The sequence below is a fragment of the Crenobacter oryzisoli genome (assembly GCF_030385785.1).
GTDB classification, from domain to species: domain Bacteria; phylum Pseudomonadota; class Gammaproteobacteria; order Burkholderiales; family Chromobacteriaceae; genus Crenobacter_A; species Crenobacter_A oryzisoli.
In genome coordinates this window covers 1-21132 of sequence record NZ_JAUEDK010000055.1, presented here as the reverse complement: position 1 = coordinate 21132, position 21132 = coordinate 1, and the positions used below count along the sequence as shown (strand labels likewise).

General features: G+C 58.7%; 20 protein-coding genes, 3 tRNA genes and 2 rRNA genes. 8 read left to right on the top strand and 17 right to left on the bottom strand.

Going from position 1 to position 21132, the window contains the following annotated elements; genetic code table 11:
* Position 1 precedes the first annotated feature (1 nt).
* The 10 genes from QU481_RS20190 to QU481_RS20145 form a co-directional block, all read right to left on the bottom strand.
* Positions 2 to 1183: an efflux RND transporter periplasmic adaptor subunit gene (locus QU481_RS20190; protein WP_289831807.1), complete on the bottom strand. Its 1182-nt coding sequence runs from the start codon at positions 1181 to 1183 to the stop codon at positions 2 to 4.
* A 254-nt stretch (positions 1184 to 1437) separates the two neighbouring features.
* Positions 1438 to 1836 (bottom strand): hypothetical protein, encoded by a 399-nt coding sequence (locus QU481_RS20185; protein WP_289831806.1) that lies wholly within the window; start codon positions 1834 to 1836, stop codon positions 1438 to 1440.
* Between the two features lie 33 nt (positions 1837 to 1869).
* The gene (locus QU481_RS20180) at positions 1870 to 2223 is read right to left on the bottom strand and encodes a YMGG-like glycine zipper-containing protein (protein WP_494337232.1); all 354 of its coding nucleotides are present in this window, start codon (positions 2221 to 2223) and stop codon (positions 1870 to 1872) included.
* 252 nt (positions 2224 to 2475) lie between these two features.
* Positions 2476 to 3072: a lipid-binding SYLF domain-containing protein gene (locus QU481_RS20175; RefSeq protein ID WP_289831804.1), complete on the bottom strand. Its 597-nt coding sequence runs from the start codon at positions 3070 to 3072 to the stop codon at positions 2476 to 2478.
* Positions 3073 to 3236: 164 nt separating this feature from the next.
* Positions 3237 to 3623 carry a response regulator transcription factor gene (locus QU481_RS20170; RefSeq protein WP_289831803.1) on the bottom strand — a complete coding sequence of 129 codons (387 nt, stop codon included), beginning with the start codon at positions 3621 to 3623 and terminating at the stop codon, positions 3237 to 3239.
* A 119-nt stretch (positions 3624 to 3742) separates the two neighbouring features.
* Positions 3743 to 4381, bottom strand: coding sequence for a response regulator transcription factor (locus QU481_RS20165; protein ID WP_289831802.1), 639 nt, complete (start codon positions 4379 to 4381; stop codon positions 3743 to 3745).
* Positions 4382 to 4386: 5 nt separating this feature from the next.
* Positions 4387 to 5478: a PAS domain-containing sensor histidine kinase gene (locus QU481_RS20160; protein ID WP_289831801.1), complete on the bottom strand. Its 1092-nt coding sequence runs from the start codon at positions 5476 to 5478 to the stop codon at positions 4387 to 4389.
* A gap of 893 nt (positions 5479 to 6371) precedes the next feature.
* A tRNA-Thr gene (locus QU481_RS20155) sits at positions 6372 to 6447 on the bottom strand.
* A gap of 62 nt (positions 6448 to 6509) precedes the next feature.
* Positions 6510 to 6586, bottom strand: a tRNA-Pro gene (locus QU481_RS20150).
* Positions 6587 to 6679: 93 nt separating this feature from the next.
* Positions 6680 to 6756, bottom strand: a tRNA-Pro gene (locus tag QU481_RS20145).
* Between the two features lie 93 nt (positions 6757 to 6849).
* Here QU481_RS20145 and QU481_RS20140 point away from each other — a divergent pair.
* The 3 genes from QU481_RS20140 (at position 6850) to QU481_RS20130 (ending at position 9592) form a co-directional block, all read left to right on the top strand.
* Positions 6850 to 7755 carry a recombination-associated protein RdgC gene (locus QU481_RS20140; protein WP_289831800.1) on the top strand — a complete coding sequence of 302 codons (906 nt, stop codon included), beginning with the start codon at positions 6850 to 6852 and terminating at the stop codon, positions 7753 to 7755.
* A 132-nt stretch (positions 7756 to 7887) separates the two neighbouring features.
* Positions 7888 to 8034, top strand: coding sequence for a hypothetical protein (locus QU481_RS20135; protein WP_289831799.1), 147 nt, complete (start codon positions 7888 to 7890; stop codon positions 8032 to 8034).
* A gap of 109 nt (positions 8035 to 8143) precedes the next feature.
* Positions 8144 to 9592, top strand: a complete 1449-nt coding sequence (locus QU481_RS20130; protein WP_289831798.1) for a catalase — start codon at positions 8144 to 8146, stop codon at positions 9590 to 9592.
* Positions 9593 to 9782: 190 nt separating this feature from the next.
* Here QU481_RS20130 and QU481_RS20125 read toward each other — a convergent pair whose 3' ends face one another.
* On the bottom strand, positions 9783 to 11204 hold the full coding sequence (locus tag QU481_RS20125) for an aminotransferase-like domain-containing protein (RefSeq protein ID WP_289831797.1): 1422 nt from the start codon (positions 11202 to 11204) through the stop codon (positions 9783 to 9785).
* Positions 11205 to 11386: 182 nt separating this feature from the next.
* Here QU481_RS20125 and QU481_RS20120 point away from each other — a divergent pair, with 182 nt between their 5' ends.
* Positions 11387 to 11647, top strand: coding sequence for a hypothetical protein (locus QU481_RS20120; protein WP_289831796.1), 261 nt, complete (start codon positions 11387 to 11389; stop codon positions 11645 to 11647).
* Positions 11648 to 11897: 250 nt separating this feature from the next.
* Here the strand turns inward: QU481_RS20120 and bfr are convergent, their stop codons facing one another.
* A complete protein-coding gene (bfr, locus tag QU481_RS20115) occupies positions 11898 to 12368 on the bottom strand; it encodes a bacterioferritin (protein ID WP_289831795.1) in 471 nt (156 codons plus the stop codon).
* Between the two features lie 523 nt (positions 12369 to 12891).
* On the opposite strand from bfr, the gene dcd reads away from it, so the two are divergent.
* The 3 genes from dcd (at position 12892) to QU481_RS20100 (ending at position 14810) form a co-directional block, all read left to right on the top strand.
* Positions 12892 to 13458, top strand: a complete 567-nt coding sequence (gene dcd / locus QU481_RS20110) for a dCTP deaminase (protein ID WP_289831794.1) — start codon at positions 12892 to 12894, stop codon at positions 13456 to 13458.
* A 438-nt stretch (positions 13459 to 13896) separates the two neighbouring features.
* Entirely contained in the window at positions 13897 to 14382 is a 486-nt protein-coding gene (locus QU481_RS20105; protein WP_289831793.1) for a glutathione peroxidase, read from the top strand.
* Entirely contained in the window at positions 14379 to 14810 is a 432-nt protein-coding gene (locus QU481_RS20100) for a MarR family winged helix-turn-helix transcriptional regulator (RefSeq protein WP_289831792.1), read from the top strand. The genes QU481_RS20105 and QU481_RS20100 overlap by 4 nt, the downstream gene beginning before the upstream one ends.
* A gap of 85 nt (positions 14811 to 14895) precedes the next feature.
* On the opposite strand, the gene QU481_RS20095 is transcribed toward QU481_RS20100, so the two are convergent.
* The 3 genes from QU481_RS20095 to cysK are packed head-to-tail and all read right to left on the bottom strand — an operon-like array spanning position 14896 to position 16741.
* Positions 14896 to 15306, bottom strand: a complete 411-nt coding sequence (locus QU481_RS20095) for a YchJ family protein (RefSeq protein WP_289831791.1) — start codon at positions 15304 to 15306, stop codon at positions 14896 to 14898.
* 1 nt (position 15307) lies between these two features.
* Positions 15308 to 15754, bottom strand: a complete 447-nt coding sequence (locus QU481_RS20090) for a hypothetical protein (protein WP_289831790.1) — start codon at positions 15752 to 15754, stop codon at positions 15308 to 15310.
* 54 nt (positions 15755 to 15808) lie between these two features.
* Positions 15809 to 16741, bottom strand: a complete 933-nt coding sequence (gene cysK / locus QU481_RS20085) for a cysteine synthase A (protein ID WP_289831789.1) — start codon at positions 16739 to 16741, stop codon at positions 15809 to 15811.
* Positions 16742 to 17116: 375 nt separating this feature from the next.
* Here cysK and QU481_RS20080 point away from each other — a divergent pair, with 375 nt between their 5' ends.
* A complete protein-coding gene (locus QU481_RS20080; protein WP_289831788.1) occupies positions 17117 to 17674 on the top strand; it encodes a hypothetical protein in 558 nt (185 codons plus the stop codon).
* A 295-nt stretch (positions 17675 to 17969) separates the two neighbouring features.
* Here QU481_RS20080 and rrf read toward each other — a convergent pair.
* A 5S ribosomal RNA gene (gene rrf, locus QU481_RS20075) occupies positions 17970 to 18084 on the bottom strand.
* A gap of 140 nt (positions 18085 to 18224) precedes the next feature.
* A 23S ribosomal RNA gene (locus tag QU481_RS20070) occupies positions 18225 to 21120 on the bottom strand.
* Between the last annotated feature and the right edge of the window lie 12 nt (positions 21121 to 21132).

Here is a 21132-nt window from a genome sequence, read left to right as displayed (position 1 = left end):
ATCACTGGCCCGCGGCGCTGCCGTATTTGGGCGACGCTGGCGTTTGTTTTCCGGCTGCCGGCTTTGTTGCGGCACTCTTGGTTGTCACACTACCGACGATCTTGAGCGGCACATTGGCAACAACGCGTACTGCGCCGTCCACGACTACCCGCTCACCGGCTTTCAGGCCGTCGGTAATAAACCAGTCGTCACCGTGCCAGTCGCCGACCTCGACCACACGCTGCTGGGCCTTCGCATCCTTGCCGACAACCCAGACAAAATGGCTCTTCGCGCCCTGCAAGACAGCACGTTGCGGGACAAGAATCGAATTAGGCCGTATAGCACCGGCAACGCGCGCGCGCACGAACTGGCCAGGACGTAAGGTTCCCTTCGGGTTTGCAAACACAGCCCTTACGAGAAAGGTACCGGTTTCGGTGCTAAATGCCGGGTTGGTAAAATTGATGTGACCGAGATTTGGAAAGACGGAGCCGTCTGCGAGGACGACGCTTACCACGAACTCGTTGTCCTTCGGAAAGCGTAGCTGTCCTGCATTAATCTGATCGCGATACCTGAGCAATTCGTTTTCGGAAACGCTGAAATTCACCCACATGGGGTCGAGTTGATACACATAAGTGAGCAGGCCAGTAGCGGCGGCAGTGACATAGCTGCCATCCTGTTGCCGGGCAAAGCTCGACAAGCCATTGAGCGGGGAGATGATGGTCGTGTAGCTGAGATTGAGTTGCGCCGTTTCGACCTGGCCCTGAGCGGCGAGCACAGCAGCAGCTGCCTGCTGTTCGTTACCGATGGCATCGTCCAGGTCCTTTTTACTCAAGGCATTCTGCGCTGCAAGCGGCCGGACTCGAGCAAGGTTGGCTCTTGCCACCTGGAGTCGCGCCTGCTGTTGTGCCAGTTGGCCTTTCGCCGTTTCCAATGCGGCTTCAAACGGCTTGCGGTCCATCTGGAACATCGTCTGGCCGGCCTTCACTAGCTGGCCTTCGATATATGTGCGCTTGTCGAGAAAGCCATCCACGCGAGCGCGAATCTGGACTTCGTGTGAGCTTTGGGTCTGCGCGGTGAATTCGAAGGTAACCGGCGTGTCACGATTGAGCACCGTCATGACCGTCACTTCGGGGGCCCCCATCGCGGGGGCCTCAGCCGGCTTCTTACACCCGGAAAACAGCGGGAGAGCCGCCACCAGCAACATCAGAGACAGACCGCCTCGCTGCGGAGCGCCCCCATCTGGCAGATGGGCTCTCCGGAAGAATGAGCCGATCATGACACACCTCCCGCAACGTTCTACCGGCAAGATCACAGCTTGCGACCTTTACCGAACCACGACCGGCGGGCGGATGTGGCCGACCCACCTCCTGATCCCCCACGCGGGTACAACGCCCCCTAATGCGAACGGTAAAAAGTGCGGATGCCGGTTTCATTGGGATAGAAGAACCGCTCACGGCGCTACATCTTCGTCGTGCAGTTCCCGAACAACACAAGTGTGTCCTCGCGATTTACCATCGTCACGGTCATCGTACCGTCACTTGTGTCGAGCGCAATGGTCCAGGCGTAACCCTGCTCCGTGCCCTGCATGAGGATCTGGTTCTGATCTTTGCTCATGAACAGGATCGGGGTGGCCCGCTTGGGTCCAGCAATCGTCTTTTTTGCGAAATTGATGGACAGAAATTTCGGGGTCCCGAGATCCGAGGGCTGCGAGCGCTGACAAACAAGACCAGAAAAGCACTCATGGGCATCGACCGTTGCGCACAGCAACGGCTTGCTCCCATCGAAATCGGCGGCATAAGCGCCGGCACACCTCAAGAGGAAGATGACCGCCAGCGTCGCAGATTGAACCTTCTTCATGGCTCTATCCTCAATCGACAATAGGCGTCAAGGCTACTGGCTGGTGTACCCTCGACCATTCATGCACGCGGCCACAGCGCGGTTATAGGTCGCAAGCTGATTGGCAGTATCTTGCTGCATCGCTTCCTGCTGCTGGTTAGCCTCCGCGACCCGACGCCGCTGGCGCATTCCCCCCGCTACCGTGCCGGTCACCGCACCTATCGCGGCCCCCTTGCCCGCATCGCCAGCGATCGCGCCTACTCCAGCCCCCAAGGCGGCACCGCCTACCGCACCTCTCATGCGCTCACCTTGGTGCTGGGGAGGGGGCGGCTGACTCGTCGAACGTTGCGCGAGCGCAACCGGATCGACACCGGTAGTCTGTGTTGCCCACACCTGACACTCACCCATGTCGGTCTGCTGCTTCTTGGGACTCTGTCCCTTCGCGGGATAGAAAATGGGCTGCTGAGCAGAAGCTAGAGCCGCCAGCATCAGGAGGAAAGCGCCCACTGTGATCCATCTGACTCGCAGCAGCTTGCCCGCCTCCTGTCCACTCCATGCCACGGCTCCTGACCGTTCACGTGCCGATGCCATATCCAGCCTCATTCGCTTCAGTTCGTGACTCGCAGACATTCCACTTACGTTTTTGCACGAACAGTTCGGTCATTCTGTCCGGGAAATCTTCGCCCCCCTCAACCCCATCCCTGCCATCAGCCCCGTCTGGTCGAAGATGAACGCATAGATGTCGGATTGAAGTGTCGTCGTGGACATGTTTTTGGCGACGCCCGCGTCCACGACTACGATGCTCGGCCCTATACCAACCTCAAAATTCGAGCTTGTTTTCAGGCTCTTGAGAGCCGAGTCCGTCATGAAGAACATCGCGTACCCAAACTTCTGGGCGCCGGCCTGCATGCCCGCGGAGAATGCCGAGGTCGAATAGTGCCCGGTCACCCTGCCATTCTCGATCAGCTCGCCCTTGCCATGTTCGACAGCGGCAATGACCCCCCCCTTCCACACATAAGGGAAAACCAAAATAGCCTTGGCTTTGCCAGCCAGCTCTCTTGCTTTCGGCGTTTTGGCATAAAGGTCCGTCAGTGCGGCTTGTGAGGCCGCATCAAGCTCCGGATTCGGCTTCACAGCGCTGGCTGCGGACGACGGGGCAGAGGAAGACGCTGATCCAGACTGCGACTTCTCAGTCGAACAAGCTGCAGTCACTGCGAGCAGCGAAATCATAGTCAGCATACGAACGTATTGGGTCATGATGCGTACTCCCGCTGATAACAGCTGCTATTAAGCGAGCCCGTATGACAACCGCGCCCCACGGACTTAGCTTTACTTTCTCAAGTTTGGTGGTCACATGGGTTGAAGACAATGAGACTTTGGTCCCATATCCCTTGATCCATTTTGCGCGCGAGTAAAGCGGGTCAAGGCGACGGTGTAATACCCAGTGCGGCCTGCACGGTCTTGATCAGGATCGAGTCGTTGAATGGCTTGCGCAGATAACCCACAGCCCCCAAGGCAAGGGCCTGATCTCGGACAGCGACATCGTCGTGGGCAGTGATCAGAATGACGGGCACACCGCTGCCGGCCAGTCGTCGCTGGACCTCCAGCCCGTTGATACCAGGCATCTGAATGTCGAGGATCACACAGCCCGGATGATATGAGGGCATGGACGCCAAGGTGTCCAGAAACTCATCGCCACTCGAGAATGTGTCCGCATCGATCCCGACAGAATGCAACAGACGCCTGATAGCCCGGCCAACCGATTCATCGTCGTCGACAACTGCAACGAATGGCTTGGCGATACCCATTAGTAAGAGACCCGGATTCGCGATTACCTAACCACGACTTTGCAAATTCAGGCTAGTCTGCATGGAAAGAAACCGGTATTGGGCTTTGGTCCACCACAAGCGAGAAGCTACACCCGTGTTCAGTGAAGCGTCCATTTTCGATCGCCTGCGCATATACCAGCCTTGTCGGCAATGCGAACCAAGTCGGCCAGCGAGTTTGCCTCCATCTTTTCCATCACGCGTGCACGATGGATCTTGACCGTCTTTTCCGTGGTGCCGAGTTCGCTGGCAACCTGCTTGTTCAAACGACCGGTCACGACGAGTGCCATTACTTCACGCTCGCGTGGCGTCAAGCGGTTCAAGCGCCCCTGAATATCCGTCAACTCCCGCCGATGTTTGAACATTTCTACCGCAAGTACGAGTGAATGCTCGATCACCTCCAGCAAAACCGTGTCGCATATCGGTTTGGGCAGAAAGTCCGCTGCACCCGCCTTCATGGCGGTCACGGAGGTGGGAATATCACCGTGTCCGGTGATAAAGATGACAGGCAGTATCATCCTGACTTCACGCTGCAGTTCAAGTCCACTCACATCGGGCAACTGCAGATCCAGCAAGAGACACGCGGGGCGGCTTAGCAGATCGGCATCGTTCAGGAAGGAACCCGCAGACTCAAAGGCTTCGACGTGATAGCCAGCAGAGCGAACCAGTCGCGCAAGTGCACGACGTACCTCGTCGTCGTCGTCCACGATAAAAACAAGAGAAGAAGTAGCGTCACTCATGGCTATTAACACGAGCGGTTTAGTCCCGCAGGGTGCTCCCATGGCAATGTGATATAGAAGGATGCCCCTTGATCGGTATTGTTTTCTGCCCAGATGCGACCGCCATGCGCGGTCAATATGGTGCGGCTGATCGACAGACCAAGCCCCAGCCCGTGCGGCTTCGACGTAAAAAACGGTTTGAATATTTTATCCAGCTTGTCCACCGTCAACCCATGTCCACGGTCTCTTACCACAATCTGCACCGTGCCGTTGGCCTCGGATGAGGCCTGCACTTTAACGACGCGATCGTCTGCGGGACAGTCGTGCATCGCCTCAAATGCATTGAGCAGAAGATTAAGCACGACTTGCTGCAGCTGTACCTTGTCACCACGCACCATGGGTAGATTGTCGGCGATATCGAGCACCACCCTAATCCCGCGTACGATCGCGTCGCTGTGCACGAGCAGTGCAACGTCATGAACCACGCTGCCGACATCGACCGGCTGCAATTCGACGACCCCCTTCCTGACGAGCGCTCGAATCTTCCGAATGATTTCACTGGCCCGGCAGTTGTCCGTCACGATGTCCTTTAAAGTCTCCCGAATCTCGGATAGGTTGATCGGGTCTGACTCCAAGAACCGCTGTGCGGCTTGTGCATTGCTCAGTATCGCAGTGAGCGGCTGGTTCAGTTCATGGGCGAGCGAGCCAGCCAGTTCGCCGAGAGCCGAGATACGAGTGAGGTGGGCTAGCTCCTGTCGGTTACGGTGCATTTCGTACCGCTCGCTTCGGTCAGTAACCACCACGAGCCGTACTGAAATGCCATCAAGTCGGCACTGTCTTGTGGTGACCTCGGAAAAAAACTCGACTCCGTCACTACGTTTTGCGACCAGCATTTGTTGTATGGGGGGGCTCGACATCTCGGCGCTCGAGAAAGACCCATCCCGTGTTTGCACCTCGGTCAGTGGCAGTTCGGGCAAAAGGAGGCTAATGGATGAGCCACTGAGTTCATCGCTGCAATAGCCGAATAGCTCTGCGGCCTTCGAATTCGCAAATACGATCTTGCCTTGCTCGTTGATAGTGACAATTGCAACCGGCACAAGCTCAAGCGAGTCACACATGGGGCCTGTTGCGCGTCGGCCTCTGTCATTTTTTTTCCGTCGTCCGCGGAACCCCAAAACAAGCCTAATGACATCTGCCACACGGTGCCGAACCAGACCGGAGCCCCCTCCCCCACCTGGCAGCACCCTTCCTCCGCTGGATTCATTTTGCGAGGAACAGTGCAGTGTGAAGCCCCTACGTATTTTGGAAGCTGGATCTTGATTGGTACGACATATTGAAATTGACAAAACCGGGCGGGAGTCATAAGCATAAAGATATGAATCCCGTTGTCTTGTCCATTCCTGCAAGTACCGCAGGAGCGTTGCAACGGTTGTCGCTAGGACTACTTTGGTGCCAGATAGGGGGATATTCATGGCCAATCTCTCCTAACTACAAGTTCGCGGCCGGTACCTGCATCTGCTCCATTGCCACCTGACAACTCTAGGTCTTATGAGGGGCTCATTTTTTAATCTTAGTCATATTTTCCTCTCCCGAACTCAGGGTTCCCGACAGGATTTGCCTGACTGCTTTGCATTTCACTTCATTTGAGTGATGCTGCCGGCCATCTTGCCTTGCCTCTACTTGGCTCGCTCGCTGGCCTCAGTTGCGGTGAACGCACCGTATTTGCCAATGTTTGCAGGCACGGTCTTACCGTGAATCTTGCATTCCGCAACGTAGATTTTGACCTTGGTGATGCACACCACGAAACTGGCCGGCTCTGTATCTTGGTAGAACTTCTAAGCGGACTCTTCCAGTGAGAGGCCATCAAGGTAGGACTTAGCCTTCACGCAGGACATGACACTGACAATTAGCAACAGCGTTTCAGCCTAGAAATGATGGCTACATAGCGGCTACACAAACTGCGGCAGGAAAAAGAAAAAGGGGTTAGCTTGCGCTAACCCCTTGTTTTCTATGGTGCCAATGAAGTGAATCGAACACTCGACCTACTGATTACGAATCAGTTGCTCTACCGACTGAGCTACATTGGCAAGCCAACTTGGCAAAAAAGCCCTGACGAACCGAACGCATTCACCAAGGCTTTTTTTAATTCTGGTCGGGGTGAGAGGATTCGAACCTCCGGCCTCTACGTCCCGAACGTAGCGCTCTACCAGGCTAAGCTACACCCCGAATTGTTTTCAACGCATCGCGTCGAAGAAGCGGCAATTTACACGATTTTATTCAGCTTTGCAACGCTTAATGCGTTATTGAAAACAGAGAATCTGGTCGGGGTGAGAGGATTCGAACCTCCGGCCTCTACGTCCCGAACGTAGCGCTCTACCAGGCTAAGCTACACCCCGATGTCCTGAATTTTCTGTTTTCGCCGAATTAGCCAGTGCAACGCTGAAAGCGTTACAATTGCGACTTCAGAGGACGCGAATTATCTACTAAATATGTGGTTTAGGCAACTCTCTTTTTATCGACTCGACGAATCTTCCTGCCCGGACCTGGACACCCTGTCCACGGCGCTGGCGAAGAAACCCTTCAACCCCTGCAGCGGGCTCGACTGGTCGAGCGAAGGCTGGGTACCACCGGCGGCGCATGCCGATGGCCCGGTGCTCGGCTGCAAAGGCAATCTCCTGGTCGCGCTCAAGCGCGAAGACAAGGTGCTGCCGGCCGGCGTGATCCGCGACTATCTGGATGCCAAGGTCCAGGAGATCGAGGACAAGGAGCTGCGCAAGGTTGGCCGAAAGGAGAAGCAGGCGTTGAAGGAGCAGATCACCGATGATCTGCTGCCGCGCGCCTTCACCCGTTCCGGCCGGCTATCCGCTTTCCTCGATACGCAGCGTCGCTGGCTGATGATCGACACCGGCACCGCCAGCCGTGCCGAGACACTGATCGGCGAACTGCGCGACGCGCTGCCGCCCTTCCCCGCCGCACTGCCGCGTACCGAGATCGCACCGCATACCGCGATGACCGACTGGCTGCTGGCCGGCGTGGCGCCGGGCGGCTTCGAGCTGGATGCCGACTGCGAGCTGAAGGCGCAGGGCGAGGAAGGTGCGGTGATCCGTTGCAGCCGCCAGGACCTGACCGCCGACGAGGTGCAGCAGCACCTGAAGGGCGGCAAGCAGGCGACCAAGCTCGGCCTGGTATGGCGCGAGCGCATCCGCTTCGTGCTGACCGACACGCTGCAGCTCAAACGACTGCAGTTCTTGGATGTATTGCAGGAAGAAGCCAGCCAGGCCGGCGACGATCCAGCCAGCCTGGCCGAGGCGACGCTGCTCTTGATGAGCGCAGAGCTCGGCGAACTGGTCGACGAGTTGGTCGAAGCGCTCGGCGGCCTGCAGAACGCCGGCTGACGGGCTCTTACCTAACACCAGCGCCCACGGGGCGCTTTTTTTTCGATCAAAAAAATCAAACTATCGACAATAAAACTTCAATTTAACAAGACTATTGCTATCGTCGATACTGGAATCCAGCAAGCAGACGTCATGGCGATACTGGCCGCTGGCCGACAGGTGAACTACACCAGTAGTTGCCCCGAGGCCCCACCTCACACATGGAGTGATGCGATGAACGAGAGCAACTGGAAAGACACCCTGACCGAAATCTTCGCCGCGCTGGCTTGGCTGCACTGAATCGCCGAGCCACGCTTGATCTTCATCAGCCCGGCACGCCACCGCCGGGCATGCCTGAGCCCCAGGTCACCCACTAACAGGCCCCCATCAGACTCAAGAGGACTTGATCATGGCTGAACAGAATCGCCTCACCACCGCCGCCGGCGCACCGGTCGCCGACAACCAGAACAGCCAGACCGCCGGAGCGCGCGGTCCGGTGCTGCTGCAAGACGTGTGGCTGCTGGAAAAGCTGGCCCACTTCGACCGCGAACGGATTCCGGAACGGGTGGTGCACGCCAAGGGTTCGGGCGCCTACGGCACCTTCACGCTGACCCAGGACATCAGCCGCTACACCAAGGCCAAGCTGTTCAATGGCGTCGGCAAGCAAACGCCAGTGTTCCTGCGCTTCTCAACCGTGGCCGGCGAGCGCGGCGCGGCCGATGCCGAGCGCGACGTGCGCGGCTTTGCGCTGAAGTTCTACACCGAGGAAGGCAACTGGGACCTGGTCGGCAACAACACTCCGGTGTTCTTCATTCGCGATCCGCTGAAGTTCCCCGACTTCATCCATACGCAAAAGCGCGACCCGAAGACCAATCTGCGCAATCCGGACGCCGCGTGGGATTTCTGGAGCCTGCACCCGGAGAGCCTGCACCAGGTCACCATCCTGATGTCCGACCGCGGCCTGCCGAAGAACTACCGCGAGATGCACGGCTTCGGCAGCCACACCTTCAGCTTCCTCAACGATGACGGCGAGCGCTACTGGGTGAAGTTCCACTTCAAGAGCAAACAAGGCATCAGCTACTACACCGACGCCGAGGCGGCCGAGCTGGTTGGGCGGGACCGCGAGAGCGCGCAGCGCGACCTGTACGACAACATCGAACAGGGCAACTTCCCGAAATGGCGCGTCTGCGTCCAGGTGATGCCGGAGCGCGAGGCGGCCAGCTACCGCTTCAACCCGTTCGACCTGACCATGGTGTGGTCGCACAAGGACTACCCGCTGATCGAGGTCGGCGAACTGGAGCTCAACCGCAATCCGGAGAACTACTTCGCAGAGGTGGAACAGGCGGCATTCACGCCGGCCAACGTGGTGCCGGGCATCGGCTTCTCGCCGGACAAGATGCTACAGGGCCGGTTGTTCTCTTACGGGGACACTCAACGCTACCGCTTGGGCATCAACCACGGCCAACTGCCGGTGAACGCACCGCGCTGCCCGTTCCACAGCGCGCACCGCGACGGCACGATGCAGGCAGCCCTCTACGGCGCCGCCAGCAACTACCAGCCGAGCACCCGCGCGGACGGTCTGCAGGACACCCGCGACCAGCAGGAGCCGCCACTGGCACTGAAGGAAGCGGCGGCTTGGCGCTATGACCACCGCGAGGACGACGATTACTACACCCAGCCGGGCGACCTGTTCCGCCTGATGCCAGCCGACGAGCAGCAGCGCCTGTTCGGCAACATCGCCAGCTCGCTGTCCGGCGCCCGCCCGGAGGTGCTGCAGCGCCAGCTGGTGCACTTCGACAAGGCCGACCCGGCCTACGGCGCAGGGGTACGTAAAGCACTGGCTGAGCGGCAGAAGTAAGTGCCGTCTAGCCCCCGTCTAGCCCCACCTAATGAGAACGGGAGGCCCTAGCCTCCCGTTTTTGTTGCCCAGCGTTTGCCCGACGTTGACCGAGCCGCTTCGCTCAACACCGACCAATACAGGTCAAAACCATCCCCTCCCGGCACGGCAAGACCAAACAACAGCGCCAGGATCAATTTGCAAACGACGCTCAGCTCAGTTGCACGTGCGCCAGTTCACCCAACCGCTTCAGTGCAGCGACCCGTGCCGGGGTCAACGGCACCCCGCAGCTTAGCCGCATGCAGCGGCTGAATTCGCCTCGCGGCGAGAACAGCTGGCCCGGCGTGAAGCCGATCCCTTCGCGCAAGGCAGCGTCAAACAGCGATTGGCTGTCGGCTCCTTCCGGCAGTTCCAGCCACAGCAGGAAGCCCCCCTGCGGCTCGGTGATGCGGGTGCCGGCCGGAAAGGCCTCGGTCACCAGGGCCAACATCTCGTGCACCTGGCGACACAGGGTGCGGCGCAACTGGCGGATGTGACGATCGAAGCCGCCGGCGGCCAGAAACTCGGCGGCCACTACCTGCAGCAGCGACGGCGTGCAGAAGCTCATGCCGAACTTCTGCATCTGCAACTCGGCATGGTAGCGCCCGCCGGCCATCCAGCCGATGCGCAGCCCCGGCAGCGCCTGTTTGGTGAACGAGGCGTTGTAAAGCACGTTGCCGGTAGTATCGAAGGCCTTGCACGGCAACGGCCGCTCGCGACCGAAATAGAACTCGCCGTACACATCGTCCTCGATCAGCGGAACACCGCGTTCGGCCAACATCTGCACCATGCGGCGCTTGTTGGCCTCGGGAATCAGCGCGCCCAACGGGTTACTGAAGTTGCTGACCACGATCACCGCCTTCACCCCGCCGTAGCGGGTAGCCACATCGAGCGCCTCTACCGACATGCCGGTAACCGGGTCGGTGGGAATCTCCAGCCCCTTCAGGCCGCGCGTCTCCAACAGCTGCAGTACGCCGAAATAGCACGGCGACTCGATTGCCACCACGTCGCCCGGCTGGGTCACCGCCAAGAGGCTCAGGTTCAGCGCCTCGACGCAGCCGTTGGTAATCAGAATGTCGTCGGCCGACAGCGTCTGCCCCCAGTCGAGCGTGCGGCGCGCGATCTGGCGGCGCAGCTCGGGCAGGCCGTCGCTGCGCCCGTATTCGGTAATCAGGTGCGGCTGCCGACGCAAGGTATGCGTCATCATGCTGTTGAGCGCCCGGTCCGGGAACAGCTCGGCCGAAGGGGTGGCACAAGCAAAGCTGTTGCCGGCGCTCTCGGCCACGTAGCGCAGATAGCGCCACAGCAGTGGGTTGGTGACGATCGGTTGCGGCTCCGGGCTCGGGCAGGACGCCGCCGGCAGGCGCGGCAGCCGGCGCCGCACGAAATAGCCGGACTGCGGCCGCGCCTCTATCAAGCCGCGATCCTCCAGCATGCCGAACGCCTCCTGCACCGTGGTCATGCTGACCTGGCGGCGCTGCTTCATCGTTCGCAGCGACGGCAGTTTCTCGCCGGGCTTCAGCGTGCCGTTGGCAATGGTCGAGGCGATCTCGTCGGCGACCTGCTCGTAGAGGGGAATGGTGTCGGTCTTCATGGTGGCATCATGCTCCGCTGCCCTCCTGGCCAAGCAGGTACAGTTGCCGACCGGATTGAGCAGTACAGTGGTAGATTTTAGCCAACTATACCGGTTCAGATGACATGGCACTGCGTCTGTTGACGCTGTTCTAAGCAGCATAGGCTGTGTAGCGTGCCTCACCACCCGCAAGGAGCCCTGTCATGGAAACCGTTATCGTGCTACAACCCGACGAACTGCTGCGCCTGCCGGCCCACAGCCAGTGGGAATGCATCGGCGGCGCTGGCTGGCTCAGCCAGCACGGCCTCGACACCACCGTACTGTGCGGCAGCCGCCTCGACATCGACGACCCGCGCGGCGCGCTGATCGAGGCAATCGGCGGCCCGATACGGCTGCGCCATCGCCAGGAAGCCGCCACGCCGCTGCTGTCGCGCTGGCTGCACCGCGCCGGCCATGCCGGTTGAGCGCCGGCCGACCGGTTTGGCCAACCTCGCACCATAAAAAAACCCCTGCCGCAACGACAGGGGTTTTTGTTGGTCGAATGTGACACCCGGTGACTGCCGCACGCTGAGCCTTGTAACGGAACTCGTCGGGGCAAACCCCGTTTTGTGTACCGCCCCCATGCATCATGGCCTCAAGCCGTTCGGACAGCGCTCAAGCAAAACAGGGGAACCGCCGCGCTACACGGCCGCCCCACTGCAAGCGGTTCGAGCCTCAGCCCTGCTGCGACTGGATGTAGTTCTCCAGCCCCACCAGCTCGATCAGGCGCAGCTGTTGTTCCAGCCAGTGCGCGTGGTCGTTCTCGGTCTCTTCCAGCAGCACCATCAAGGTATCGCGGGTCACATAGTCCTTCACTGACTCGGCCTGCGCGATGGCAGTCTTCAACAGCGCGCCGACCCTGTATTCCACTTCCAGATCGTTTTTCAGCATGGTCGACACGTCTGCACCGATCAGCAGTGCCACGCGCGCAGCCACGTTCGGCGTGCCGCCAAGGAACAGAATGCGGCGGATCAGCGCGCGAGCGTGCGACAGTTCGTCCTCGCGCTCATGGTCGATACGGGTAAAGAGCTTTTCGAGGCCCCAGTCCTGGTACATCTCGGCATGGATGAAGTACTGGTCGGCTGCGGAAAGCTCTTCGGCGAGCAGATCATTGAGCAGTTTCAGCGTGTCAGGGTGGCCTTGCATGGCGGCTCCTTGTTCTTGTTGGTGGCCCGTCGATGACGGCAGGGATTGGCCGAATTGTAGGCGGCCGGCCCCCTGCTGTCACGGCGCGCCATTGGCGCATCACAGGTACCGACCGATAAGAGCCGCTAACAAAATCCTGCTGCAGCGTTGCGTCTCCTTGCCGTACTACCTGTGCTGTCTGCGTCGGCGCACCTTGCAGCAGACGTTGCAATGAATTTTTTGTGAGCAGCTCAAAAGCGCGCGAGCATAACACAACCCCCAAGGTCTCACGACAATAGGCCGGCTTCAACAGTGCCAGCCTCATGCGGAGCAACACCTTATCCTGGCCCCCCTATCGGCCGGTGATCCCGCACCGTCCGCATCCTACGCTCCTGAAAACAATAATATCTTAATAAACCGTTCATGAAGTCGCGCCCTCGGCACTGCTCCGGCAAGCCGTGGCTTGCCGCCCGGCCGGACGCTGGCCGCACAGGGCGATCCACGGGTAAAATCGTCGGCTATTTATTGAGCCGAAAGTACCGCGATGAGCATCAAGTCCGATAAGTGGATCCGCCGCATGGCCACCGAGCACGGCATGATCGAGCCGTTCGAACCCAACCAAGTGAAGATGGTCGACGGCCACAAGGTGATCTCCTACGGCACCTCCAGCTACGGTTACGACATCCGCTGCGCGCGCGAATTCAAGGTGTTCACCAACATCAACAGCACCATCGTTGACCCGAAGAACTTCGACCCGAAGAACTTTGTCGAGATTGAAGGCGACTCGTGCATCATCCCGCCGAACTCGTTCGCGCTGGCGCGCACCGTCGAATACTTCCGCATCCCGCGCGACGTACTGACCGTTTGCCTGGGTAAGTCCACCTACGCGCGCTGCGGTATCATCGTCAACGTCACCCCATTCGAACCAGAATGGGAAGGCTATGTGACGCTGGAGTTCTCCAACACCACCCCGCTGCCGGCCAAGATCTACGCTAACGAAGGCGTGGCGCAGGTATTGTTCTTCCAGGGCGATGAAGAATGCGATGTATCGTACAAAGACCGCGCCGGCAAATACATGGGACAGGTCGGCGTAACCCTACCCAAGCCCTAAGCCTCTGACGAAAAAACAAAAAAAGCGGCGCAACCTGATGGTTGCGCCGCTTTTTTATGCCCGGTCGGTGGCCGACAAATGGCACTCGCATTTTGGGGGGGGTGGTCTAGGATAAACACAGGTTCACCGGTAACACACCCCCGTTATCGGCGGATCCGGCACAGCAAGCCGTTTCTTCTTGGGGTGTTGCGGTTCCCCCTTGCCGCAACACTCTTTTTTTTGATCTATTTAGATCGAAACCATCATAAACCCGGCCCACCCCACTGCCAAGAGGAGGACGCGCGCAAACGATAGCCGGTCGCTCTTCATCACCTCACCCGCCGTTTCAGCCCTTGTCCGTATCCCGCATAAAGTCCAAGCAAAATCGCCACTTCAATTGCACGCAATTTAATTGCCAACTATCATAAAAGCCAGCCATAGATAGAGAACACGCCAACCATGTCCGACTCCCCCATCTATCGTTTCCACGCCGCCGCCCTCGACGGCCGCGAGATGAACCTCGCCGACTATCGGGGTCAGGTGCTGCTGATCGTCAATACCGCCAGCCAGTGCGGCTTTACCCCGCAGTACGCCGGACTCGATCAGTTGTATCGCCAATATCACGAACGCGGCCTCACCGTGATCGGCTTCCCCTGCAACCAGTTCGGCCAACAGGAACCCGGCAGCGCAAGCGAAATCGGGGCCTTCTGCCAGAAAAACTACGGCGTCAGCTTCCCCATGGCCGACAAGGTCGACGTCAATGGACCGACCGCCCATCCACTCTGGCAATATCTCACCAGCACCAAGCGTGGTTTCTTTGGCACCCGCAAGGTGAAATGGAACTTCACCAAGTTCCTGATCAACCGCGACGGCAGGGTCGTCGCCCGCTTCGGCTCGCTGACCAAACCCGAGGCGCTGACCCGCCATATCGAGAAACTGCTGTGAACGACGCCCTGCAACTGGACCGCCAACTCTGCTTCGCACTCTACGCCGCCAGCCGAGCCATGACCCAGGCCTACCAGCCCCTGCTGGCCCCCCTTGGTCTCACCTACCCGCAATACTTGGTCATGCTGGTACTATGGGAACAAGAAGGGCTCACTGTGAAACAACTTGGCGAGCGGCTGGCCCTGGACTCCGGCACCCTGACCCCGCTGCTAAAACGCCTGGAAGCGGCTGGCCGACTACGCCGGCAACGCCTAACCGAAGACGAACGCCAGGTCGCCCTCTGGCTGACCGACGAAGGACGCCGCCTGCAAGCCGATGCACAGACTGTGCCCGCAGCCCTGCTCTGCCGCTACGGCGGCGAAGCAGAACAGATCGGCGCCCTGCGCGATGCCCTTCACGCCCTGCGCCGCACCTTGCAGGACGGATGAATCCCAAAGACGATGCAGCCCCCGGCACAACACAATAAAAAACCGGCCAAAGCCGGTTTTTTATTCAACAGAACACCCCATCACATCAGGCAACGTCACCGTCCCGATAGTACCAACGGCCATCGTCGAGCTTTTCGAATCGGCTGGTCTCGGCCAAACGTTCTGCGCGGCCCGAGAACTTAAAGCGGGCCACGAAGCCGACTACCCCGTGCACATCGCCAAGCCCGCCCGCCTCGCAACGCAGCACCTCTAGCCCCAACCACTTCACCTTGCCCGCATCACCGACCAAATCCAGCTCGGCAGGACGGGTATCCGGATGCCAGGTGGCAAGCAGATAGCGCTCGTCACCGAGCGTATAGGCGGTATAGCGCGAACGCATCAGCGCCTCGGCGGTCGGCGCCGGTGCACCGTCATCGAGATAACGACCGCAGCACAGGCTCAGGCTGTCGCCCAGCCCACAGGGACAGCGCTCGATCGGTTTGGACGACTTGCCCATCTCAATACCCCAACGGCGGCAGGCCGTAGACTTTCAACAGGAAATTAGTGAAGGCAGGATTGGCCGGCTTGGGCTTCAGCTTCGGCCAACGGCGCAGCGTCTCACGCAGCTTGGCGTCCATCCTGGCCTGCGCCTCCTCCTGCGAAATCTGGTTAGCGTCGCGCTGCACCGCAATCTGGCGATAGGTAGCGAACATATCGTCATCGACCGCATTGTGCCCAACGGTACGCAGCCGATAGGCGTTCAATTGATCTGCCGCCTGCACGCGATTCAGCTCGCCAGCCTTGACGCGCTCGGCGATGCGGTTCGCCTCGTGCAGCATGAGGTCGGAACTGGACGGAGGATGCTCCACAGGTGCCGGACGAGTCGGCGGATGATAACTCGGCATCTTGAAGTTGGCACAGCCGGCCAAGGCCAGCACGACAACGAGAGGGATCAGGCGTTTCATGCCACCCATTGTAGCGCGCCCGACACATGCCGGGCGCGTTTCACTCGAGGTGGCTCAGGCCAGATGTTCGAACAGCGGCGTCGACAGATAGCGCTCGCCGAACGACGGGATCACCACCACGATCAGCTTACCGGCGTTCTCTGGCTGCTTGGCCTGTTCGATCGCCGCCCAGACCGCCGCACCGGACGAAATGCCGACCAGCAGACCTTCCTGCGTCGCCATCGCCCGTGCCGTCGAGAACGCGTCATCGTTCTTCACGCGGACAATCTCGTCGTACACCTCGGTATTCAGGATCGACGGCACGAAGCCCGCGCCAATGCCCTGGATCGGGTGCGGCCCCTTCGCGCCCCCGGACAGCACTGGCGAGGCTTCCGGCTCGACAGCAACCACCTTCACTCCCGGCTTGCGCTGCTTCAGCACCTCGCCGACACCGGTGATGGTGCCGCCGGTTCCCACCCCAGCGACGAAGATATCGACCTGACCGTCGGTGTCGTTCCACACCTCATCCGCCGTCGTATTGCGATGGATCTCTGGATTGGCCGGGTTCTCGAACTGCTGCGGCATAAAGTAGCTGTCCGGATGCGCCTCGACCAGTTCGCGCGCCTTGGCAATCGCCCCACCCATACCATCCGCCCCGGGCGTCAGGATCAGTTCGGCCCCATAAGCGCGCAGCAACTGACGTCGCTCGCGACTCATCGTCTCCGGCATCGTGATCACCAGCTTGTAACCGCGTGCCGCACACACCATGGCGAGGCCAATGCCGGTATTGCCTGACGTCGGCTCGACGATTACCGTGCCCGGGCCGATCTTGCCCGCCTTCTCCGCCGCATCGATCATCGCCACTGCAATACGGTCCTTCACACTGTGACCCGGATTGAAAAACTCCAGCTTCGCCACCACCGTCGCCACGCAACCCTCGGTCAATCGATTGAGTTTTACCAGCGGCGTGTTACCAATCAGATCGGTCACGGAGTTCGCAATGCGCATCGGTTTATTCCCTCAAGAATTCAAAACAGTTGAACTATATTCCTGGCTATCCTATCCGATTCCACGCCGCTCACCACAGACTGTTTACTTATATCCAAGAAACCCCTGAACCAGCTCTGCTTTCAAGAAGCCGTAATCCTTCAGCCTGAACTGACAAGCTCTGCCTGATCATCTTCGAGGCCGACACCCGCACCGGTCGCGCCTTCGACATCGCGCTCCTGATCCCCGTACTGCTATCAACGCTGACAGTGATGCTTGAGCGCCCCCTATCGGCAGAAACACTGCACGCATGCTCAGCATGCTCGGCTGGTTCTTCACCGTCGTCGAACCTGCTACAGTAAGCCCACCGTTCACATCCAGGGACAGGAGCCGAGCATGTCCGAACAACTCCACATCCCCAACCTGCCCGAGAGCCTGCAGTATCACTGGCAGCGACTACAGGCGGGTCCCTTCGCAGAGCAGCCTATTACCCTGCTGCACCTCGGCGAACGACAAACCCTGCTGATCTGCCGTGGTGTCGGAGAGGAACTCACAATGATCGTGGTACCGATCGGCACTGCGGAACTGAACGAACGATACTTCACCCCGCGGCCGACGCCGGCCAGCCTCGAAACAGCCATCATGGCAGTCGAGGATGCCATCGCACCAGCCCGTTCTCCTCTACTGCTAGCCAGCCAGCTCTACTGTGCTGACCCCCTAGCCCATCACATCACGCTAGCCGCAGGATTTTCTCCCAACAGGGACGAGGAGGCACAGTCGCTCTCCAGCGATGCTGTCGAGCAGCTCTTCCAGCGCTACTGCCAGTTCGTCGAAGGGGGCGCACCGCTCCAATCAGGCTGGCCCGACGCCACTCCTGTCGCATTACTGATCCTGCGCGAACTGATGCATCACCTAGCCTTCCCAAAACTCTTCCTGTTGCCAAGCCAGCCCTGACGCCCCCAGTCGTCGAGCTAGCCGTCAGTCCTCAAGCGCACGACAGCCCAAACCGAGCACCGTTGGTACCGTTTAACGGCCCAGAAAAGAAAAAACTTGAGAAACACCACCTCCCCGCCCGGGCGAACGTTTCCGGGGAGCGTCATCAGTCCGCTTGAGAAGCGGCTCGGGCACGCCGTTCAGGCAGACAGGGGGATGTGGAAGGTGAAGGAATGCGGAGGGGTCGAGGGCAGGCGCGTTGCGGCGCCGTAAAGCACAAAGCCCAGCTCTATGAGCTGGGCTTGTGGTGTGGGGAGTCTGGCGGTGACCTACTTTCACATGGCGAATGCCACACTATCATCGGCGCAGAGGCGTTTCACGGTCCTGTTCGGGATGGGAAGGCGTGGGACCACCTCGCTATGGCCGCCAGACATTAACTTGTACAAACTGTCGAAGCCGAGCATCGTCACTGTTACTGACGCTGCCGTATTGAATTCAAGCGTTACTTGGTAATTGATTGCGTCTCGTCGCACATCACCTGTACTTCACTCTACGAAGTACCTCAAATGATAGGATCAAGCCTCACGAGCAATTAGTATCGGTTAGCTTAACGCCTCACAGCGCTTCCACACCCGACCTATCAACGTCCTGGTCTCGAACGACTCTTCAGAGGGCTCAAGGCCCTAGGGAAGTCTCATCTTCAGGCGAGTTTCCCGCTTAGATGCTTTCAGCGGTTATCTCTTCCGCACTTAGCTACCCGGCAATGCGACTGGCGTCACAACCGGTACACCAGAGGTGCGTCCACTCCGGTCCTCTCGTACTAGGAGCAGCCCCCGTCAAACTTCCAACGCCCACTGCAGATAGGGACCAAACTGTCTCACGACGTTTTAAACCCAGCTCACGTACCACTTTAAATGGCGAACAGCCATACCCTTGGGACCGGCTACAGCCCCAGGATGTGATGAGCCGACATCGAGGTGCCAAACTCCGCCGTCGATGTGAACTCTTGGGCGGAATCAGCCTGTTATCCCCGGAGTACCTTTTATCCGTTGAGCGATGGCCCTTCCATTCAGAACCACCGGATCACTATGTCCTGCTTTCGCACCTGCTCGACGTGTCAGTCTCGCAGTTAAGCTACCTTTTGCCATTGCACTATCAGCACGATTTCCGACCGTACCTAGGTAACCTTCGAACTCCTCCGTTACACTTTGGGAGGAGACCGCCCCAGTCAAACTGCCTACCATGCACTGTCCCCGATCCGGATCACGGACCAAGGTTAGAACCTCAAACACACCAGGGTGGTATTTCAAGGACGGCTCCACCAGAACTAGCGTCCTGGCTTCATAGCCTCCCACCTATCCTACACAAGTCTGTTCAAAGTCCAATGCAAAGCTACAGTAAAGGTTCACGGGGTCTTTCCGTCTAGCAGCGGGTAGATTGCATCTTCACAAACACTTCAACTTCGCTGAGTCTCAGGAGGAGACAGTGTGGCCATCGTTACGCCATTCGTGCGGGTCGGAACTTACCCGACAAGGAATTTCGCTACCTTAGGACCGTTATAGTTACGGCCGCCGTTTACTGGGGCTTCGATCCAGAGCTTGCACCCCTTCACTTAACCTTCCAGCACCGGGCAGGCGTCACACCGTATACGTCCACTTTCGTGTTGGCACAGTGCTGTGTTTTTAATAAACAGTCGCAGCCACCGATTCTCTGCGACCCCTTCACGCTTCACGAGCAAGTCGCTACACGCTACAGGGGCATACCTTCTCCCGAAGTTACGGTATCAATTTGCCGAGTTCCTTCTCCTGAGTTCTCTCAAGCGCCTTAGAATTTTCATCCTGCCCACCTGTGTCGGTTTGCGGTACGGTTTGTTATAAGCTGAAGCTTAGTGGCTTTTCCTGGAAGCGTGGTATCAGTCACTTCAGGTCCGTAGACCCTCGTTATCACTTCTCGGTGTTAATGGACGCCCGGATTTGCCTAAGCATCCCACCTACCGGCTTGAACGACCTATTCCAACAGGCCGCTGACCTAACCTTCTCCGTCCCCACATCGCACTTATAACAAGTACGGGAATGTTGACCCGTTTCCCATCGACTACGCATTTCTGCCTCGCCTTAGGGGCCGACTCACCCTACGCCGATGAACGTTGCGTAGGAAACCTTGGGCTTTCGGCGAGCGGGCTTTTCACCCGCTTTATCGCTACTCATGTCAGCATTCGCACTTCTGATATCTCCAGCATCCCTTACGAGACACCTTCACAGACCTACAGAACGCTCCCCTACCACGGACACGTTTGACCGTGCCCATCCGCAGCTTCGGTTATAAGCTTGAGCCCCGTTACATCTTCCGCGCAGGACGACTCGACCAGTGAGCTATTACGCTTTCTTTAAATGATGGCTGCTTCTAAGCCAACATCCTGGCTGTCTAAGCCTTCCCACTTCGTTTACCACTTAGCTTATCATTTGGGACCTTAGCTGGCGGTCTGGGTTGTTTCCCTCTTGACGATGGACGTTAGCACCCACCGTCTGTCTCCCACGCTGACACTTCTTGGTATTCAGAGTTTGCCATGGGTTGGTAAGTCGCAATGACCCCCTAGCCATAACAGTGCTTTACCCCCAAGAGTGATACGTGAGGCACTACCTAAATAGTTTTCGGGGAGAACCAGCTATCTCCGGGTTTGTTTAGCCTTTCACCCCTATCCACAGCTCATCCCCTAATTTTGCAACATTAGTGGGTTCGGACCTCCAGTGCGTGTTACCGCACCTTCATCCTGGCCATGGATAGATCACCCGGTTTCGGGTCTACGCCCAGCAACTAAAGCGCCCTGTTCGGACTCGGTTTCCCTACGCCTCCCCTATTCGGTTAAGCTCGCTACTGAACGTAAGTCGCTGACCCATTATACAAAAGGTACGCAGTCACCCCTTACGAGGCTCCCACTGTTTGTATGCATCCGGTTTCAGGTTCTATTTCACTCCCCTCCCGGGGTTCTTTTCGCCTTTCCCTCACGGTACTGGTTCACTATCGGTCGATTACGAGTATTTAGCCTTGGAGGATGGTCCCCCCATCTTCAGACAGGATTTCGCGTGTCCCGCCCTACTTGTCGTACGCTTAGTACCACGATTCAGTTTTCGGATACGGGGCTATCACCCACTATGGCGGCCATTTCCAGGGCCTTCTCCTAACTAAACCGCTATCACGTACAGGCTCTTCCGCGTTCGCTCGCCACTACTAACGGAATCTCGGTTGATTTCTTTTCCTGCGGGTACTTAGATGTTTCAGTTCTCCGCGTTCGCTCTACCCTCCCTATGTGTTCAGGAGGGAGTACCTCTTGCGAGGTGGGTTTCCCCATTCGGACATCTCCGGATCAAAGCTCTATTGCCAGCTCCCCGAAGCTTTTCGCAGGCTTACACGTCCTTCATCGCCTGTAATCGCCAAGGCATCCACCAGATGCACTTAGTCGCTTGACCCTATCATTTCAG

What these genes read in the sequence shown, in the direction of transcription:
- QU481_RS20190 (WP_289831807.1), bottom strand. Translation starts at nt 1,183, where the DNA reads ATGTTGCTGGTGGCGGCTCTCCCGCTGTTTTCCGGGTGTAAGAAGCCG.
- QU481_RS20185 (WP_289831806.1), bottom strand. Translation starts at nt 1,836, where the DNA reads ATGAAGAAGGTTCAATCTGCGACGCTGGCGGTCATCTTCCTCTTGAGG.
- QU481_RS20180 (WP_494337232.1), bottom strand. Translation starts at nt 2,223, where the DNA reads ATGGGTGAGTGTCAGGTGTGGGCAACACAGACTACCGGTGTCGATCCG.
- QU481_RS20175 (WP_289831804.1), bottom strand. Translation starts at nt 3,072, where the DNA reads ATGACCCAATACGTTCGTATGCTGACTATGATTTCGCTGCTCGCAGTG.
- QU481_RS20170 (WP_289831803.1), bottom strand. Translation starts at nt 3,623, where the DNA reads ATGGGTATCGCCAAGCCATTCGTTGCAGTTGTCGACGACGATGAATCG.
- QU481_RS20165 (WP_289831802.1), bottom strand. Translation starts at nt 4,381, where the DNA reads ATGAGTGACGCTACTTCTTCTCTTGTTTTTATCGTGGACGACGACGAC.
- QU481_RS20160 (WP_289831801.1), bottom strand. Translation starts at nt 5,478, where the DNA reads ATGTGTGACTCGCTTGAGCTTGTGCCGGTTGCAATTGTCACTATCAAC.
- QU481_RS20140 (WP_289831800.1), top strand. Translation starts at nt 6,850, where the DNA reads ATGTGGTTTAGGCAACTCTCTTTTTATCGACTCGACGAATCTTCCTGC.
- QU481_RS20135 (WP_289831799.1), top strand. Translation starts at nt 7,888, where the DNA reads ATGGCGATACTGGCCGCTGGCCGACAGGTGAACTACACCAGTAGTTGC.
- QU481_RS20130 (WP_289831798.1), top strand. Translation starts at nt 8,144, where the DNA reads ATGGCTGAACAGAATCGCCTCACCACCGCCGCCGGCGCACCGGTCGCC.
- QU481_RS20125 (WP_289831797.1), bottom strand. Translation starts at nt 11,204, where the DNA reads ATGAAGACCGACACCATTCCCCTCTACGAGCAGGTCGCCGACGAGATC.
- QU481_RS20120 (WP_289831796.1), top strand. Translation starts at nt 11,387, where the DNA reads ATGGAAACCGTTATCGTGCTACAACCCGACGAACTGCTGCGCCTGCCG.
- bfr (WP_289831795.1), bottom strand. Translation starts at nt 12,368, where the DNA reads ATGCAAGGCCACCCTGACACGCTGAAACTGCTCAATGATCTGCTCGCC.
- dcd (WP_289831794.1), top strand. Translation starts at nt 12,892, where the DNA reads ATGAGCATCAAGTCCGATAAGTGGATCCGCCGCATGGCCACCGAGCAC.
- QU481_RS20105 (WP_289831793.1), top strand. Translation starts at nt 13,897, where the DNA reads ATGTCCGACTCCCCCATCTATCGTTTCCACGCCGCCGCCCTCGACGGC.
- QU481_RS20095 (WP_289831791.1), bottom strand. Translation starts at nt 15,306, where the DNA reads ATGGGCAAGTCGTCCAAACCGATCGAGCGCTGTCCCTGTGGGCTGGGC.
- QU481_RS20090 (WP_289831790.1), bottom strand. Translation starts at nt 15,754, where the DNA reads ATGAAACGCCTGATCCCTCTCGTTGTCGTGCTGGCCTTGGCCGGCTGT.
- cysK (WP_289831789.1), bottom strand. Translation starts at nt 16,741, where the DNA reads ATGCGCATTGCGAACTCCGTGACCGATCTGATTGGTAACACGCCGCTG.
- QU481_RS20080 (WP_289831788.1), top strand. Translation starts at nt 17,117, where the DNA reads ATGTCCGAACAACTCCACATCCCCAACCTGCCCGAGAGCCTGCAGTAT.